We start from the raw sequence: 16117 nt of genomic DNA, 5'->3' as shown, positions 1-16117 counted from the left end.
CCACGACCATGGATCTGAGCCTCTCGTCAGCGGCGTGCCCGTGTGTTGAGCGCGTCCACGGCGGCGGCCCAGCCCTTGATCTGCTCCTCCGCCGAGAGCTCGCGCGCAACGGCGTGGCTGGCCTCCTTGTAGCTCGCCACGGACTCCGGCGTGAGGGCATCGAGCGCCTGCGCGAGCCCCTCGGCCGTGAAGTCGGGAGTCACCACCCCGAGCCCGTGCTCGCGGACCAGGCCCGCCATCTCGGGACTGGGTCCCACGACGATCCCCAGTCGGGCCTGGACGAAGTCGAAGAACTTGTTGGGCAGGGTGTTGAGGTAGTTGAAGGTCAGCGGCGGCAGCACGAAGACCCCGACGTCGCAGGCACCGAGCCGCGCCACCAGCTCGTCCGGTGTCACCGGGTCGTTGAACCGCACCTGCGGCAGGTCGGCGGCCTCCTGCTGGAGCTCGGCCAGGTAGGCCGGGTCGTTGGGCACCAGGTAGAGATCCAGCGTGACGGGACGCTCGGTGAGCCGGACCGCGTCGAGCATCACCCCGAGGCTGCGGTTGCGACGGGCCGCCCCGGAGTGGACCAGGCGGAGCGGGTCGCCGACCGGGGTCGGTGAGCGATCGGCATACGGCGCGGCGTTGGGGACCACTCCGGCCTGGAGGCCGAACTCCCGCCGGTACTCCTCCGCCAGGATGGACCCCACCGTGGTGACCGAGTCGGCCCGGGTCACCCAGGTGCGCACCAGCCAGCGCCGGAACGGTGCCACGAACCATCGCCAGCGGCGGGACTCCTCGTTCTGGCGGGAGGCGTACTCGTGCAGGTCGGCGTGCACCCCACCCCGTGGTCGCAGGGTCACGGCGAGCGGCACAGCGTCGACGTCGTTGGCCAGGACCACGTCCCACCGGCCGGGCTCGAGGCGGGGGGTCAGGTGCCGGATCACCGGCGCCGTGTCGTATGCCGCCTGGTAACGGCGCAGGATGAGCAACCGGCGGTCCTTGTGCCAGGAGATGATCTCGTCGGGGACCTGGACGTGGTCGACCACCCCGTCGGGGGCCGGCCCGTAGCCGACGGTGGTCACGGCGTAGCGGTCGGCGAACAGCCGGATCTGCCGGAGCACCCGGGCGTCGGCGACCAGGGTGCTCAGGCTGATGATCAGCAGGCTGGGACGCTGGATCATCAGCGCCTCCGACCGAGGACCCGCGCATAGAGGGCCAGCAGCTCGGACTCCTCGTGCTCCCAGGTGAGTGTTGTCGCGGCCCGGCGGGCAGCGGCGCGGTAGTGCTCCGGGTCGGCCAGGATCGTGCTGATCGTGTCGGCCATGTCCTGCGAGCTCTGCGCGTCGAAGATCTCTCCCACCCCGTGCTCACGCACCAGGGCGGCCGTGTCGGGCAGGTCGGCGGCGGCGATCGGGAGCCCACCGTGGATCGACTCGAACAGCTTGTTGGGCAGGCTGAACCGATAGGACAGGCAGACCGGTCGCACGTAGACCACGGACAGGTCGGCGTCGGCCAGGGCCGTGGCGACCTCGGCCGGCGGGACCTTGCCGACGAAGTGCACCCGGTCGTGCAGCCCGAGCGCGTCGATCTGCCGGTGCAGGACCGCCAGGTAGTCGGGCTCGCCGTAGCCGAGCAGCACGAAGTGCACGGTGCCTGGGAGCAGCGCCATCGCCTCGAGCGTCTCCTCGATCCCCCGCGAGGTCGTGATGCGCCCGCCGTAGGCGACCACCTGGTCCTGGGGCCCCAGTCCCGCCAGCTCGCGCAACCGGCCATGGCTGGGATCGACCGGCCCGCCGGCGCCGCTGGGGATGTTGCGCACCAGCGTCGGCGCCTCGGGCAGGTCATACATGTCCTGCAGCCAGGTGACGATCGAGGGGCTCACCGTGATGACGCCGTCGGCGCGCCGGATGACGGCGGACTCGATCAGCCCCTCCACCAGCGGAGCAACGGGACGATCCGGCCGGACATTGCGGTGCCGCCACAGCTCGTGGGCGTCGTAGATGACCCGGGCGCCGGACCGCGCAGCGATCCAGGAGGCGGGCGCCAGGGTGTTGCCGTCGTTGGCATGGACCACGTCCGGCCCCCAGGCCACGGCCTCCCGCGCGGCCACCGCCCAGTAGAGCCCCAGGCTGGCGGTGCGAAACGCGCGCAGCCACAGGTCGTTGGCCGCGACCAGGACCCGGTCCCGCGCCGACGGCCGGGCCGGCAGCGTCGGGATCTGCACGACTGCCTCGGGGGGTGGGGTCGACTGTGACCGCGCAGCGGGGGGCTGTGGGTCCGGCTCTGGTGCGACCGGGGGTTGCGTCGTCGCGACCTCGGGCTCCAGGGCGACCTGACGCCCCAGGAGTCGACGGGCGATCTTCACCGCCCACGGGGCATAGCGCACCAGCTCGAACTCCGGAGCCCGGTGCACGGGGATGGCGTCGCCGACGCTGTCCGGGCCCTCGGCATACCCCGCCCTGGCCCGTGCGACCGCGAAGATGCGCACCTGCGCCCCGGCCGAGCGCAGGGAGGCGGCCGTCTTGAGCACCCGGGCATCGGCGTGTGCGTCGTTGTAGACCAGCAGCGCGACGCGGGGCGCCCGACCGTCGACCGTGGGCAGGTCAGTCACGGGTCTCCTCCTGGTTGGTCAGGCCGGCCAGGGCTGCCTGGGCGGCGAAGTCCGGCTCGGCAGCGACGACCTCGTCGAAGGTGCCGGAGGCCAGGATCTGACCGTCGCGCATGAAGCACACCTGGTCGCTGTGGCGGATGGTGGCCAGCCGGTGCGCCACGACGATGACCGAGACCTGCCCCTGCAGCTCCCGGATCGCGCTGGTCACCGCGGCCTCGGTCGAGGTGTCCAGGGCGGAGGTGGCCTCGTCCATGACCAGCACGAGGGGGTCGTTGTAGAGAGCCCGGGCCACCCCGAGACGCTGCCGCTGCCCGCCGGAGAGGCTGAGACCGCGCTCCCCCACCGTGCCGTGGATGCCGCCGGGGCGTGCCTCGATCACCTCGAGCAGCTGGGCACGGGCCAGCGCCCGCCTCACCCGGTCCTCGTCGACCTCCTCGTCCTTCCAGCTCAGCGCCACGTTGCGGGCCACCGAGGAGTCGAAGAGGGACACCTCCTGCGGCACGTAGCCGACCCGCAACCGCCAGTCGCGCATCACGTCGGTGAGGGGGTAGTCATCCACCATGATCCGACCGCTCTGCGGCTCCAGCAGCCCGAGGATCAGGTCCACGAGGGTGGACTTCCCGGACCCGGAGGCACCGACCAGGGCCAGCGTCTGACCGAACGGCAGGGTCAGGCTCACGTCCCGCACGGCGGGTGTCTCGGCCGCGGGATAGGTGAAGGAGATCTGCTCCACCCGCAGGGTGCGGGCGTCGTCGGGCAGTGGTTCGTGCCCGGTGTGCTCGGCCGCGTCGGCGTTGCGTCGGCCGCGATCGATCTCCTCCATGACCTCGTGGGCGTAGGGCATGTTGGCTCCGGTCTGCCCCATGATGGTCTGGAAGCGGGTGAGGGAGGGCACCAGTCGGAAGCCGGCGACGCCGAAGAGCGCGACGGCTGCGAGCGCACCGGCCACCGGGTCGGTGTCCCCGGTGGCCTGGGCCTGGAGGTAGCCGATCACCGCGCCGATGACCAGGCCCCCGACGAGCCCGGCCTCCAGGACATAGCGCGGGATCACCCCCAGGAAGCTCTGGTTGGCCCGCGCCCGCGAGGCACGGCTGCGCACCCGCAGGACGATCTCGGCGACCTCATCGGACTTGTCCCGCAGCGTGATCTCCTTGAGGGAGTGCACCATCTCGCTCACCAGGCGCACTGCCCGGCGGGAGGACTCCCGGTTGTCCATCCCGGCCTTGACGGCACGCTTGTGCACCACAGAGAACAGCAGCAGGGCGACCAACCCGAAGTAGACGATGACCGCGAGCGCCAGGACCGGCTGCGCCACGACCAGCACGATCATCACGGCCAGGAAGGTGAAGGTCTCACCGGAGAGCTGGGCGAAGGGGATCAGCACGCCGGACACGGTGGCCCCCACGCCGACGTCGGTCGAGCGCGCGATGTCCGTGGAGTTGCGCTGCAGCCGCTCGGTCCAGGGGGCCCGGAAGGTCGCCTCGAGCAGTTGCGCGCCAAGGGTCTGCTCGAACCGGGCGAACCGGCGGGTGGCCCACCACTGCAGCCCGATGGCGAAGACCGACTTGCTGACGATCAGGGCACCCACCAGCAGCAGCACGATGGCGAACTCGCGGGGCTCGGTGAGCTCGACGCCGATCACGGGGATCGTCGCGGTGCCTTCCGCCAACATCGGGGCGAGCACGATGGCCAGCAGCCCGATCGCACCGACGTCGAGCATGGCGAGCAGGCTCTGCAGCACGGCAAAGACGAGGAAGAAGCGTCGGGTGCCCTCCGGGAGCACAGCGAGCAGGTCGCGCACCGTGCGGAACAGGGCGAGCATCCGCTCCCTCTCGTCAGTCGATCAGCCGTATGCCGTGGGCCCTGGGCCGGCGGGTCCGTCCCGGGCGCCGCCCCCAGCCTAATCGGCGAGGGCCACAGGATCCGTCAGGTCAGATCTCGTCAGGCCGTAGACGATGAGGTCGACCCTTCCGTGATGGGAAGTCGGCCGAGCGAAGCACACCGTCACGGAGGGTTTTGTGGACAGATCTCCTGAAGCGCCTGGAAGTCAGCGCTGTCAGGTATTTCAACCGTCGGATCCCAATGCTTCCCTTCGTCTTGTTCAGCGACGGCAAGCCAAGACTCAAAACTGGGCGGGTCACTGATCGCAATACCTTGACCCTCAAGACACGGCTTCACCTCATTCACGAAGTAGTCATACAACTCTTCATAATGATCTGGGCCGACTGCCAAGAACTCCTCGGCAAGAGGATACTGAGCAAAGCAGGCATAGAACGACTCGTTTATGGCTGACTTCTGCTCAGGGATGTTCTGATACTGCAAACCGCCGTCCTTGACTGCTGTCGCAGGCCACCCCTCTTCTTGCATGCACCCAGCGATAAGGTCAAGCTGTTCATCGGGATTGACCACCCGGACGATATCGACCGACGGGGGATCTGCGACCTCGTACATGTTTGAGATCTGCTCCAGATACGCCGCATAAATTTCAGGCGAGAGGCTCTGCTCCGCAGTGGAGGAGTCCTCGCCGGAACAACCGGCAAGGATGGCACCGCTCACCCCGAGCGCAACACAAACATGGGTGGCTCGCGCACCGACCTTTTGGACCCCGTGTTCATAGGTGGCTGCCGCAACCAAGCGAGCCAAGAGCCGTTTCATGATGTGACCCCTTCCCCGTGGTGGAGCCCCTTCTGGCGGTGGAGCCCCTTCTGGCGGTGGAGCCCCTTCTGGCGGGTGACGCTACCACCACGCCCATGGGTGCAGGTGACGAAGTCACCACGCGTTTGCAGGCTGCTAGGTGAAGGCGCGCTCGACCATCTCGTCAGTGATCACATGACCCTCTACACGGGGCAGCCTCGGGAAGTCCCCGTCTCCTGGCCACACGGCTGCGGCCTCCTCCATCTCATGTCGCTTGAGCGCCAACTCCGAGATCGCCTGACCAAGGGTAATGCGACGCGTGCGCGCCCGACTGCGTGCAGCCGCAAGCACACGATCATCGAGCTCAACCGTCGTCCGCATGCCGATGCTCATGCTCCTGGTGCAGGCACGGGCACCCGTTCTGGGCCATCAGCACGTGCACGGTGGCTCGGATCGACGTGCCGACCCACACCAGGGTGCGCTGCGATGGGTGCGGCGCGGCGACCATCCACTCCGCGGCCCAGGCGCCGGACGCCACGGCAGCGTAGGAACCCATGGGCCGCGAACGGTCGGCCAGATCGCGCACCAGCCAGGTCACCGACACCCCGGCTGGCCGCTGCAACTCCTCCACCTCCGGGCTGACGGTCTCGACGAAGGCCTGACCGTAGGCGTCCTGCGGCAGACCCGCCAGGGCGTCCCGCAGGTCGGGCAGGTCGGCGTCGTCGGAGACGAACAGATGCACGGCGTCGATGGCGAAACCCCCACGCAGTCGCTGATGGATTAGGTGAGCCTTACCTTACTGCGTTGCCGGCCGAGATGCCAGAGGCTCGCATCCATCGCTGCCGTGCCGGGTCAGCGATCCCACCGCGAGGACTGTCAGAGCTCAGAGCACGACCCAGAGCAGCACGGCCACGACCATCAGCAGGACGACCCACATCCACCTCGCCGGAGCGCCTGAGCCCGGGGCCTCGGGAGCGGGCGCCTCGGCGAACTCGGCGGTCGGCATCTCGTCCGTGAGACGCCGCTCCCGGTCCGCTCGAAGCCCTCGCCACTGCTCCACCATGTCCTCGACGTCCACGCGCCCGGCGACGGCAGGCGAGGTGGGACCCATCACGGGCTTGCGCCGGTCCGCCAGCACCCGGGCGTTGTAGTCCTCCAGCCGCTCGCGCACGGCAACCTCGTCGGAGATCCCCGCGAGCGACTCCGGGAACCCCCGGCGCTCCTGCCGCAGAGCCATCACGGTCGGCAGCGCCGAACTCATGTCGAGCTTCTCCCGCTCGATCAGCCCCTTCACCCACCAGTCGGGGTCATCCTGGTCCAGGTTCTTCAACGGCTTGCCGGCGCCCGGGAGGTTGTCGAAGTCGCCTCGCCGCTGGGCCTGTTCGATCTCCACATCCACCCAGGAGTGGATCTGCTGGAGGTTCATCCGGGGCCGGGCCTGCTTCGCGGCGGCCCGGCGCAGGTTCTCCTCCGCCTCGGCCGCCGACTCGAGGCGGCCCGGCACGACCTCCGCCCCGCCGCCCTCGCCCTGGGCGGCGCTCTCGTTGCTCGGCATACTCATCGGTCCCATCTCCCTGCTCACCCGGTGGGACGCCTCATTCTACAAACCGGTGCGGCGGGCCGCCACGAAGATTCGCCGGAACGGCAGCACCGTGCCCACCTCCTGCCGCGGATAGGCCTCGCGCAGGGCGGCCTTGTAGTCCGCCTCGAACTGCGGTCGCACGTCGTCGGGCAGCGCCTGCAGCACCGGCCGGGCACCGGTGCCGGAGATCCACTCGAACACCGGGTCCTCCCCCGGCAGCACGTGCAGGTAGGTCGTCTCCCAGGCGTCGACCTGCCAGCCGGGCCGGGAGAGCAGGGCCAGGTAGTCGGCCGGGTCGAGCGCCGCGGCCCGGGGGCCCAGGTCGGCGGTGAAGGGCTCGTATGCCGACCGTCCCGCGATCTCCCACAGGAGCCGGTGGCTCGGGGCACCGAAGTTGCCCGGCAGCTGGAACGCCAGGGTCCCGCCGGGTGCGATGTGCTCGGACCAGGGCACCAGCAGGTCCGCGTGCCCCGGGACCCACTGCAGCATCGCGTTGGAGACCAGGACGTCCACCGGCTGGTCGGGCGCCCAGTGCACGGCGTCGGCGACGGCATAGCTGGCAAGCGGGTCGGTGTTCGCCTCCTGCGCGCGGGCGATCATCTCCGGTGAGGAGTCCAGACCGCTGATCTGTGCCTCGGGCCAGCGCTGCCGCAGGACCGGTGTCAGCTGACCAGGACCGCACCCGAGGTCGACCACGGTGCGCGCCTCCGTGCTGACCTGCGAGACCAGGTCGACGAAGGGACGCCCCCGCTCGTCGGCATAGCGGAGATACTGGCCCGGGTCCCACGTCGCAGTCGTCATGCCTCCATCCAAACAACCTGCGTGGCGTGCCAGCACCTGGTTTTTGGACGGACCTACGAGCAGTCGATGGCGCCGAGCTCGGCCAGCCCGGCCAGGTCGCCATCGCCGTAGTCGGTGACGAACCCACCGTGCTCGTGCATCAGCTGCCGCGGGTCGTCGACGTGGCCCAGACCCACCAGGTGGCCGAACTCGTGGTCGACGATGGCCTGCCGCATGGCGTCGGAGCGCATGTCCTCGTAGGCGTCCCGGTCCAGGATCACGAAGCCGGTGACATAGCGCTGGGTGCCGCCGCCATAGCCGGAGACGCGGTAGCTGCCGCCGACGCCGGCGATGTCCTCGGCCAGGTCCGGAGCCTCGTCCTCGTCGGCCCACATGACCAGCACGGGGTCGTCCATGCTCATGTTCTCGAAGTCCCGGTCCCGCGTCGTGCCGACCAGCTCGAACTGCAACCCGGTCGCGTCACTGGTGCGCTGCATCGCGGTCTCGACCAGCTCCCGGTGATCGTCGGGTGCGCCGTCGGGGTTGATAGCCACTTCGATCACCTCGCACGGGTCGTAGCCCACCGGCTCCCCGGTCTCCGGCTGGGCCGCCATGAAGCTGAACTCCCCGGGGCCGCTGGGGATGTCCCGGGCCGGCAACAACCGCTCGGGGGTCGTGCCGAGGAGCTCGTGCACCCGGTCGGGGAAGATCTGCGGCTGCATCGCGAAGACCGCGGAGACCGTCAGCCCCGACACCACCAGCAGGGCGATCACCCCGGACAGGCGTGAACTCCGCCGCGGCGGCGGTGCGGCGGGAGGCAGCGCACCGAGACCGTAGGTCTGGTCCAGCCAGTCCAGCTCGCGCAGGCGGCGCTCCATCTCGCGCTGCCTGCGTCGCCGGGACCCGAACATGCCTGCAAGTATGCCGCTCGCACCTGACAGCGACCCACGCTCGCCACGGTGCGGTCCGGCTCAGCGACGACCGGCCGCGCCGGTCGTGGAGAGCACCACCCCAGCGGCCTCGGAGCCCGTCCGGGCCAGGGACCGGTGCTCCAGCACCCAGCCGGCGCGCCGGGACCGCTCGCTGTCCGGCGTCGGGTGAGCCCGCAGCACCCGGACCATGGCCTCAGCCACCGGGCCCACGGCATACTCCACCGCCTCGCCGAGTCCGTGCTCTCGCAGGTCGGCGGCGGCCGGTCCGGGCCCGGCGTAGACGACCGGGGTGCCGCACGCCAGCGCAGCCAGGACCTTGGTCGGGTAGGCGAAGTCGTAGCCCAGCCCGGGCCTGATGGAGACCAGTGCCCCTGCGGCGGCCCGCTGCCAGGCGGCCGCCTGCTCGGGCGGCACCAGCGGACGCAGCTCGAGCGTGCCCGGTGGCAGCTCGGCGGCGATCTGCTGCAGGGCGGCCCAGGAGCTGCCCTGCCCCAGGAAGACCAGCCGGGCCCCGGGCACCTGCTCGATCACCTCGTGCATCGCCGCACCGAAGATCTCCGCACCCTGCCACTCCGAGGCGGTGCCGGCATACACCAGGAAGGGGGCGGCCGGGGCAGCACCGGGCACCGCGCCCTCCGGGGTGAACAGCTCGGTGTCGATCCCGTTGCGCACCACCGTGACCGGGTCCGCCCCGAGCTCGCGCACCCGCTCGGCGACCCCCTCGGACACGGCCAGCACGTCGCGCGCGCCGCGGAGGGCGAAGCGCTCGACCCACCGCAGCAGGCCGACCACGGCCCGCGGGGCCCCGACCGACTCCGAGGCGTCGGACCACACGTCGGCGGCGTAGTAGACATAGGGCACCCGGCGGCCGAGCAGGGACCGCATGCCGCTGACGACGCGCACCACCGCGCCGGTCGTGGGCGGCGGCTCCACCAGGATCACGTCGGGGCGCGGGGTCGTCAGCAGCCGCACCGCCAGCGGCGCGTCGAAGGACAGGTAGGGCAGGTAGCCTCGGACGTAGCCGGTCGCGTCCCGCAGCACCGGTGCCCGTCGGACCGCTGCGCCGGGGACGTCGGTCGCGTCACGGGCCTGCTGCCCCGGCGGTGGGGCGCTGGTCAGCACCCGCACCTGCGCCCCGCGGGCGACCAGAGCGCGCACGACCTCGGTCAACCGGAAGGTCGCCGCCGCGGCCTCCGGGGCAAAGATCCGGGAGGCGAGCACGACCCGCCGCGCCGGGTGGCGCGCGTCGCGGTGTCTGCGTGCGGTCACAGGGTGATGGTGGTGCCCGTCGCAGCGGACTCGAGCACCGCCTCGACGACCTTGAGCGCGTGCACACCCTCGGCCATGCTCACTGACTCGGACTCCCTGCCCCACAGCCGGTCCCGGAAGTTCTCCTGCTCCACGCGCAACGGCTCGCGCTTGGCGATGGCATAGCGGATCGAGTCGCCCTCGGAGACCCCACGGAAGACCGTGACCCGGTCCCAGTCGGAGCGGACGTCCCCGTTGGCCACGAACGTCAGGTCCCCGGAGAGGGTGTTGGCGATGAAGGACCCCTTCTCCCCCGTCGCGACGGTCTCCCGGACCTTCAGCGGGGAGAGCCAGTTGACGATGTGGTTGACGATCGTGCCGTTCTGCAACCGGCCGGAGGCCACCACCATGTCCTCGTGCTCCCGACCCGAGCGATGGGTCACCTGCGCACTGATCAGCGCATAGGGCGACTGGGCGATCCAGGAGGTCAGGTCCACGTCGTGGGTCGCCAGGTCCTTGACCACACCGACATCGGCGATCCGCGCCGGGAAGGGCCCCTGGCGCGAGGTGGTGATCTGATAGACGTTGCCCAGCTCACCGGCCTCGATCCGGTGCCGCATCTCCAGCAGCGCGGGGTTGCACCGCTCGACATAGCCCACGCACCCGACCAGCCCCGCCGACTCGAAGGCCGCAGCGACCCGCTCGCCCTCCTCGAAGGTCGCGGCGATCGGCTTCTCGATCATCGCGTGCACGCCCGCCTCCGCCAGAGCCAGCCCGACGCTCTCGTGCAGATAGGTCGGCACCGCCACCATCGCCGCGTCGATGCCCTGGGCGATCAGTGACTCGACGTCGGGCTGCACCTCCAGGCCACCGGCCACGCCGTGCTTGTCGCCCTGGGCATCGGCGACCGCCACCAGCTCCATGCCCTCGACCTCACGAATCACCCGGGCATGGTGCCGGCCCATCGCCCCGAGCCCGATCAACCCCATCCGGATGGTCCTGCCCTCCGGGATCACCCCGCTGGTCACCTCGGCACCGGTCATGTCCTGCGTCTCCTCGCCCGCCGCGCCGCCCGTCGCGTTGCCCATCACGCGCCCGCCTGCACCGCGGCGGAGACCGCCGCCGCGATCCGCTCCAGGTCCTGACCAGACAACGAGGGGTGCACCGGCAGACTGATCACCTCGGCCGCGGCCCGCGCCGTCTCCGGCAGCTCGTGCTCGGGCGCGAACCGGTGCAGCGAGACCAGCTCGTGGTTGGGCGTCGGGTAGTACACGCCACAGCCGACCCGGTGCTCCTCGCGCAGCGCGGTGACGACCCGGTCCCGCTCGGCACCCGTGGCCCCGTCCAGACGGATCGTGTACTGGTGGTAGACGTGCGTGCAGCCCTCCCGCACCGGCGGCACCACGACACCGCCGACGCCGGCCAGGTGGGCGTCCAGCCAGGACGCGTTCTCCTGCCGCCGGACCGTCCACGCACCGACCTTGGTCAGCTGGACCCGCCCGATCGCCGCGTGGATGTCGGTCATCCGGTTGTTCAGCCCGACGATCTCGTTGGCGTACTGCGCCTCCATGCCCTGGTTGCGCAGCAACCGGATCCCGCGGGCCATCTCCTCGTCCGCGCAGGAGACCATGCCGCCCTCCCCCGAGGTCATGTTCTTGGTCGGATACAGGCTGAACATCGCGAAGGTGCCGAAACTACCCACCGGCGCCCCGGCATACTGCGCCCCGTGCGCCTGGGCGGCGTCCTCGAACACCTGCACGCCCGCCTCATCGGCGATGCTCTGCAGTGTGGTCATGTCGGCCGGGTGACCGTACAGGTGCACCGGCATAATCGCCGCCGTGTTGTCGGTGATCGCCGCGCGCACGCTCTCCGGAGCCAGGTTGAAGGTGTCGCGCTCGATGTCGGCGAAGACCGGCGTCGCACCGGTCAGCGCGACCGAGTTGGCCGTGGCCGCGAAGGTGAAGGAGGGCACGATCACCTCATCGCCGGGACCGACCCCCGCCGCGAGCAGGCCGAGGTGCAGCCCCGAGGTGCCCGAGTTGACCGCGACACAGGTGCGCCCACCGACCAACTGCTCGGCGAACTCCTGCTCGAAGGCCGCGACCTCCGGCCCCTGCGCGACCATCCCCGAGCGCATCACCCGGTCAACCGCCTCGCGCTCCTCGTCGCCGATGACCGGCTTGGCCGCCGGGATCATGGCCAGTTCGCTCATTGCTCCACCTTCCGCAGGGTGTCATCGCTCTGCTCGTATGCCGTGCTGGTCACCGGGCAGGTCCAGCGGCCGTCACCATCCTCGCGCAACGGGTGCCCGGACTCCCCCACCCAACCGATCCGACGGGCTGGGACACCAGCGACCAGCGCGTGGTCGGGCACGTCCCGGGTGACGACGGCCCCGGCCGCCACAGTGGCCCACGCCCCGATCGTCACCGGAGCCACGCACACTGCTCGCGCGCCGATGGAGGCACCACGGCCGATGGTGACCCCGACCGGGTCCCAGTCGTCGGCGCTCTTCAGGCTGCCGTCGGCGTTGATGGCTCGCGGGAAGGTGTCGTTGGTCAGCACCACGGCCGGGCCGATGAAGACGCCGTCGGCGAGCACGGCCGGCTCGTAGACCAGGGCGTAGTTCTGCACCTTGCAGTGGTCGCCCAGTCGCACGCCGGTGCCGATGTAGGCACCCCGACCGATGACACAGCCCTGGCCGAGGACCGCCTCCTCACGCACCTGGGCGAGGTGCCAGACCGAGCTCCCGTCACCGATGGTGGCCCGCTCGTCCACGTCGGCGCTATCCGCGATGCGTGTCGTCACCGGCATCCTCCAGGTTCTCGGTCGGGTGTGGGAGACAATGCAGCCATGAGCCTAACGCCCCCGGTCGCCGGACCGATCGCAGACGCGTGGCTCGTCATCCCGCTGTTCAACGAGGCCACCGTGATCGGTGAGGTGATCGCCGGTGCACGCGAGACCTTCCCGCACATCGTGTGTGTCGACGACGCCTCCACCGACGGCTCGGGCCGCGCGGCCCGCGAGGCCGGGGCTGTCGTGGTGACGCACCCGTTCAACCTGGGACAGGGCGCCGCACTGCAGACCGGCATCGACTATGTCCTCCGTGCCACCGACGCGCAGTATGTCGTGACCTTCGACGCCGACGGTCAGCACCGGGTGGAGGACGCCGCGGCCATGGTCGAGCGAGCTCGCGAGGAGGAGGCCGCGATCGTCTTCGGCTCCCGGTTCCTGGACGGACGCACCAAGCCGGGACTGCTGCGCCGGATCATCCTCAAGGGAGCGGTGTGGATCACCAACCAGCAGACCGGGCTGCGCCTGTCCGATGCGCACAACGGGCTGCGGGTGATCCGGCGCGATGCCGCCGAGCACCTGGACCTGGAGCAGAACCGGATGGCCCACGCGACCGAGATCGTGCTGCAGCTGGCACGCACCCGGTTGCCCTGGGTGGAGCACCCGGTGCTCATCGTCTACACCGACTACTCCCGGGCCAAGGGGCAGTCGCTGATGAACTCCATCAACATCCTGATCGACACGATCGTGAAGTGAGGGCGGACCCATGCTGGACCAACCACTGATCAAGGTCATCCTGCTCGTCGGGATCGTGGGCGTGACGATCCTGCTCACCCGCTCCACCGCCGGCGCCCGGCACCAGGCCGTGCGCCGCCTGCTCCTGGTCGGGTTCGTGCTGCTGGCCGCGATGGCGATCCTGTTCCCGCCGCTGCTGACCCAGGTGGCCCAGACCGTCGGCGTGGGCCGCGGCGCCGATCTGTTGCTCTACGGTCTGACCATCACCTTCCTGGGCTACGTCGCCGCGAGCTATCGCAGGATGCGTCAGCTCGAGCAGCAGAACACCGTGCTCGCCAGGCACATCGCGCTCAGCGACGCGATCCGCCCCCGGCCGGGCTCCACCAACGGTTCTGCGCACGACCCGCGCTGACCGCGCGCGATGTCTGTAGGGTTCAACCTCACCCGACGAGAGGCCGTGATGAGCACCGACGACCCCATTCAGTCCTTCTGGGAGGACGCCCGTGTCCGCGCCAAGGCCAACCGGGTCCCCGGCTATCTGGGCGTGACAGCCCGTGAGTCACTGGCTCCCCCGGCCTGGTCGTTCGGGGCGGGCCCCGACGATGCCGACGAGCTGTTGGACCTGGTGCTCTCGGGCACCAAGACCGCCACGTCCTCGGCCCAGCGTGACTACGTCGACGGCGAGGAGCGGGAACCGGAGGAGGGCGACCTGTCGATCATCACCGATGGCGAGGGGCGGCCACGGGCTCTGATTCAGACCACCTCAGTGCGCACCGTGCCGTTCGGTGAGGTGGATGCGGCCCACGCGGCGGCCGAGGGAGAGGGCGACCTCAGCCTCGGGCACTGGCGCGATGTGCACCGCCGCTTCTTCGAGCAGTCCGCGGGCGGTGCACCCGTGACAGACGACCTGCCGGTCATCCTCGAGGAGTTCACGATCCTCTACGCCGCGGACACCGGCGACTGAGCGCGTCAGAACCCGACCCCCCACCCCACCGACCGCGCCAGAACCCGAAGGGTGCCGAGCGCCGCTCCAAGACCTCCGCTCTGATCCGCGACACGTCGCAGCGACATCGGCATCGTGCACGACACGCCGAGCTGACGGGGGGGGTGCGTGTGGCGGTCGGTATCGCCCGGCCACTGTGCAGACACGCTGCCTGTTCTGCCGAGGGGTCAGATCTCAAGCTCGTCGAGCGTGAGCAGCACGAGCGCACTGGTCCACCCCAGCGGGGCCGGCCCGCCTGGCTCGCCGTCCGGCCCGACCTTCTCCGGTAGCGCGCCCCACGGCGCGCGATGGGCGTCGAGCCAGTCGAGCCAGTGTTCCGCCACGCCGGTCTGCCCGTCGGCGGCCGCGGTATAGGCCACCAGCGCGACCTCGGGTGTCCAGGACACCCCGTCCTGCTTCCAGTCCGCGCCCGGGGCAAGACCACCTCCGGGCCGCGCCGCCAGTTCCTGATAGCCGATCCACGCCTCACGTGCGCCCGGCAGCGGCTCCGGGTCGAAGGGCGGCATCAGCATGGCGCTGGCAGCATCGACTCCCCCGCCGGTGGCCGTGCGCTCGAAGCCCGGGCCAAAGTGGTCCGCGACCCGTCCCCTGAGCCGGTCGGCAGCACTAGCCACGGACGCGGCACGCGCCTGCTGCCCACCGGCCTGGTAGTCCGCCGCCGCCGACCGCAGACCCAGCACCAACGGCGCATTGGCACCGAGCAGCCGCTCGAAGGTGGCCCGCTCCCAGTAGTCCGGGCTGGGGGCCGCCAGGTGGCCGCCTCCCCCGGTCGCGCGCAGGAGCTGGTCGGTGCACCGGTCCCGCAGGTCGTCCACCTCGACGGACAGAGCGGTGTGTTGGCGGGTCTCAGCGACGGCCCACAGGATCCAGCCGCAGCCGTCCACCTGCGCACCGCGCGGGTCCTCCACGACGCGTGCGCCATCCAGCAGGTAGCGCGCGTCGAAGCCATAGAGCGGGTCCAGATAGAGGTCGGCGACCAGGTCCAACACGCGAGCGGCGTCGGCACCATGACCGGTCTGGGCGAGCGCCACCGCGACAAAGGCGCCGTCGCGCGGCCAGAAGTAGTCCCACTTTGCGGCCGGCCCCGCTGCCGGAAGGGTCCCGGCGTCAAGCCCCAGGGTGAGCAGCCGCAGGTCCTTCAGCGCGGCCCGGGCCATGTCCTCGTGCGCGGTGCCGGCCCCCGGCAGGATGCCCTCGTCGATCCACGCAGCGACCTCAGCGGCGGGCTCCCCGCCACCGTGGAAGTCCTCACCGAGGAGTGGACCCTGCGGGTCGGCCGGGTCAGCCACGGCCTCGGTCTCGGGAGAGGGCCAGGCCGTCGAGACGACCAGAAAGGACACCGTCACAGCAGCCACCGGGACCATCCAGCGCACCGCGGCGACCCGGGAATGCAGGACCCGGCGAGTGACCCGGACCACCAGGGTGCCGATCAGGCCGAGCAGTGCCCCGCTCACCAGACCGATCCAGGCGTGGGCAAGATCGCGGGCCGCGGCCACCTGCCCCAGTGCCGGGACGAGGTACTGCCATACCTCGACTGCTGCCGGCAGCACGGCGGCCACAGCGAGCCACCGGGGCCGTGCCCACAACACCACGCCGGCAAGGACCAGAGGCATCATCAGCACCAGCCGGGGGTCAGCCTCCAGCCAGCGCCACGGCCACAGCAGTTGACCCAGATCGAGGTCGAGCGTCGGCGCCAGCCCGGCCACCGGCCCGCCTCGCGGAGGCAGCGACGTGAGCGCCACAGAGAGGCTGAGCGCCACGACGGCGACCCAGCCTCCGACCCGGGAGCTCGTGGACATCGGGCTCCACGCTAGGCGTCC

General features: G+C 70.7%; 16 protein-coding genes. 3 read left to right on the top strand and 13 right to left on the bottom strand.

Annotated elements, in window-relative coordinates:
• Positions 1 to 26: 26 nt before the first annotated feature.
• The 12 genes from DPQ65_RS06625 to DPQ65_RS06565 form a co-directional block, all read right to left on the bottom strand.
• Complete coding sequence (locus DPQ65_RS06625; RefSeq protein WP_238146725.1) at positions 27 to 1163, bottom strand: glycosyltransferase family protein; 1137 nt, start codon at positions 1161 to 1163, stop codon at positions 27 to 29.
• The gene (locus DPQ65_RS06620) at positions 1163 to 2593 is read right to left on the bottom strand and encodes a glycosyltransferase (protein WP_114906592.1); all 1431 of its coding nucleotides are present in this window, start codon (positions 2591 to 2593) and stop codon (positions 1163 to 1165) included. Before DPQ65_RS06620 ends, DPQ65_RS06625 begins: the two co-directional genes overlap by 1 nt.
• Positions 2586 to 4415 carry an ABC transporter ATP-binding protein gene (locus DPQ65_RS06615; protein ID WP_114906591.1) on the bottom strand — a complete coding sequence of 610 codons (1830 nt, stop codon included), beginning with the start codon at positions 4413 to 4415 and terminating at the stop codon, positions 2586 to 2588. Before DPQ65_RS06615 ends, DPQ65_RS06620 begins: the two co-directional genes overlap by 8 nt.
• Before the next feature lie 182 nt (positions 4416 to 4597).
• Complete coding sequence (locus tag DPQ65_RS06610; RefSeq protein ID WP_162802058.1) at positions 4598 to 5248, bottom strand: hypothetical protein; 651 nt, start codon at positions 5246 to 5248, stop codon at positions 4598 to 4600.
• Between the two features lie 343 nt (positions 5249 to 5591).
• On the bottom strand, positions 5592 to 5969 hold the full coding sequence (locus DPQ65_RS06600) for an SIP domain-containing protein (RefSeq protein ID WP_162802057.1): 378 nt from the start codon (positions 5967 to 5969) through the stop codon (positions 5592 to 5594).
• Between the two features lie 141 nt (positions 5970 to 6110).
• Positions 6111 to 6788: a DnaJ family domain-containing protein gene (locus tag DPQ65_RS06595; protein WP_238146724.1), complete on the bottom strand. Its 678-nt coding sequence runs from the start codon at positions 6786 to 6788 to the stop codon at positions 6111 to 6113.
• Positions 6789 to 6827: 39 nt separating this feature from the next.
• Complete coding sequence (locus DPQ65_RS06590) at positions 6828 to 7610, bottom strand: trans-aconitate 2-methyltransferase (RefSeq protein WP_114906587.1); 783 nt, start codon at positions 7608 to 7610, stop codon at positions 6828 to 6830.
• A gap of 53 nt (positions 7611 to 7663) precedes the next feature.
• A complete protein-coding gene (locus DPQ65_RS06585) occupies positions 7664 to 8500 on the bottom strand; it encodes a zinc metalloprotease (protein WP_114906586.1) in 837 nt (278 codons plus the stop codon).
• 60 nt (positions 8501 to 8560) lie between these two features.
• Positions 8561 to 9790, bottom strand: coding sequence for a glycosyltransferase family 4 protein (locus DPQ65_RS06580; protein ID WP_114906585.1), 1230 nt, complete (start codon positions 9788 to 9790; stop codon positions 8561 to 8563).
• Complete coding sequence (locus DPQ65_RS06575; protein WP_114906985.1) at positions 9787 to 10812, bottom strand: Gfo/Idh/MocA family protein; 1026 nt, start codon at positions 10810 to 10812, stop codon at positions 9787 to 9789. The genes DPQ65_RS06580 and DPQ65_RS06575 overlap by 4 nt, the downstream gene beginning before the upstream one ends.
• 44 nt (positions 10813 to 10856) lie before the next feature.
• Positions 10857 to 11981, bottom strand: a complete 1125-nt coding sequence (locus tag DPQ65_RS06570) for a DegT/DnrJ/EryC1/StrS family aminotransferase (RefSeq protein WP_114906584.1) — start codon at positions 11979 to 11981, stop codon at positions 10857 to 10859.
• On the bottom strand, positions 11978 to 12574 hold the full coding sequence (locus DPQ65_RS06565) for an acyltransferase (protein WP_114906583.1): 597 nt from the start codon (positions 12572 to 12574) through the stop codon (positions 11978 to 11980). The genes DPQ65_RS06570 and DPQ65_RS06565 overlap by 4 nt, the downstream gene beginning before the upstream one ends.
• 45 nt (positions 12575 to 12619) lie before the next feature.
• On the opposite strand from DPQ65_RS06565, the gene DPQ65_RS06560 reads away from it, so the two are divergent.
• From DPQ65_RS06560 to DPQ65_RS06550, 3 genes are read left to right on the top strand one after another with little or no spacing between them, the layout of a single operon-like run.
• The gene (locus DPQ65_RS06560; protein ID WP_114906582.1) at positions 12620 to 13315 is read left to right on the top strand and encodes a glycosyltransferase family 2 protein; all 696 of its coding nucleotides are present in this window, start codon (positions 12620 to 12622) and stop codon (positions 13313 to 13315) included.
• A 10-nt stretch (positions 13316 to 13325) separates the two neighbouring features.
• The gene (locus tag DPQ65_RS06555; protein WP_114906581.1) at positions 13326 to 13706 is read left to right on the top strand and encodes a DUF2304 domain-containing protein; all 381 of its coding nucleotides are present in this window, start codon (positions 13326 to 13328) and stop codon (positions 13704 to 13706) included.
• Positions 13707 to 13754: 48 nt separating this feature from the next.
• Positions 13755 to 14258, top strand: a complete 504-nt coding sequence (locus tag DPQ65_RS06550) for an ASCH domain-containing protein (RefSeq protein WP_114906580.1) — start codon at positions 13755 to 13757, stop codon at positions 14256 to 14258.
• A 206-nt stretch (positions 14259 to 14464) separates the two neighbouring features.
• On the opposite strand, the gene DPQ65_RS06545 is transcribed toward DPQ65_RS06550, so the two are convergent.
• Entirely contained in the window at positions 14465 to 16096 is a 1632-nt protein-coding gene (locus tag DPQ65_RS06545) for a hypothetical protein (protein WP_114906579.1), read from the bottom strand.
• Between the last annotated feature and the right edge of the window lie 21 nt (positions 16097 to 16117).

It is taken from the genome of Ornithinimicrobium murale (assembly GCF_003352835.1).
GTDB lineage: Bacteria > Actinomycetota > Actinomycetes > Actinomycetales > Dermatophilaceae > Ornithinicoccus > Ornithinicoccus muralis.
Note: the sequence above shows the minus strand (reverse complement) of the source record. Positions and strands in the feature narration are given on the sequence as shown.

Excerpts from the sequence above, each read along its gene's own strand:
- DPQ65_RS06625 (WP_238146725.1), bottom strand. The coding sequence starts at position 1,163 with ATGATCCAGCGTCCCAGCCTGCTGATCATCAGCCTGAGCACCCTGGTC.
- DPQ65_RS06615 (WP_114906591.1), bottom strand. The coding sequence starts at position 4,415 with ATGCTCGCCCTGTTCCGCACGGTGCGCGACCTGCTCGCTGTGCTCCCG.
- DPQ65_RS06610 (WP_162802058.1), bottom strand. The coding sequence starts at position 5,248 with ATGAAACGGCTCTTGGCTCGCTTGGTTGCGGCAGCCACCTATGAACAC.
- DPQ65_RS06595 (WP_238146724.1), bottom strand. The coding sequence starts at position 6,788 with ATGAGTATGCCGAGCAACGAGAGCGCCGCCCAGGGCGAGGGCGGCGGG.
- DPQ65_RS06590 (WP_114906587.1), bottom strand. The coding sequence starts at position 7,610 with ATGACGACTGCGACGTGGGACCCGGGCCAGTATCTCCGCTATGCCGAC.
- DPQ65_RS06585 (WP_114906586.1), bottom strand. The coding sequence starts at position 8,500 with ATGTTCGGGTCCCGGCGACGCAGGCAGCGCGAGATGGAGCGCCGCCTG.
- DPQ65_RS06575 (WP_114906985.1), bottom strand. The coding sequence starts at position 10,812 with ATGACCGGTGCCGAGGTGACCAGCGGGGTGATCCCGGAGGGCAGGACC.
- DPQ65_RS06570 (WP_114906584.1), bottom strand. The coding sequence starts at position 11,981 with ATGAGCGAACTGGCCATGATCCCGGCGGCCAAGCCGGTCATCGGCGAC.
- DPQ65_RS06560 (WP_114906582.1), top strand. The coding sequence starts at position 12,620 with ATGAGCCTAACGCCCCCGGTCGCCGGACCGATCGCAGACGCGTGGCTC.
- DPQ65_RS06555 (WP_114906581.1), top strand. The coding sequence starts at position 13,326 with ATGCTGGACCAACCACTGATCAAGGTCATCCTGCTCGTCGGGATCGTG.
- DPQ65_RS06550 (WP_114906580.1), top strand. The coding sequence starts at position 13,755 with ATGAGCACCGACGACCCCATTCAGTCCTTCTGGGAGGACGCCCGTGTC.
- DPQ65_RS06545 (WP_114906579.1), bottom strand. The coding sequence starts at position 16,096 with ATGTCCACGAGCTCCCGGGTCGGAGGCTGGGTCGCCGTCGTGGCGCTC.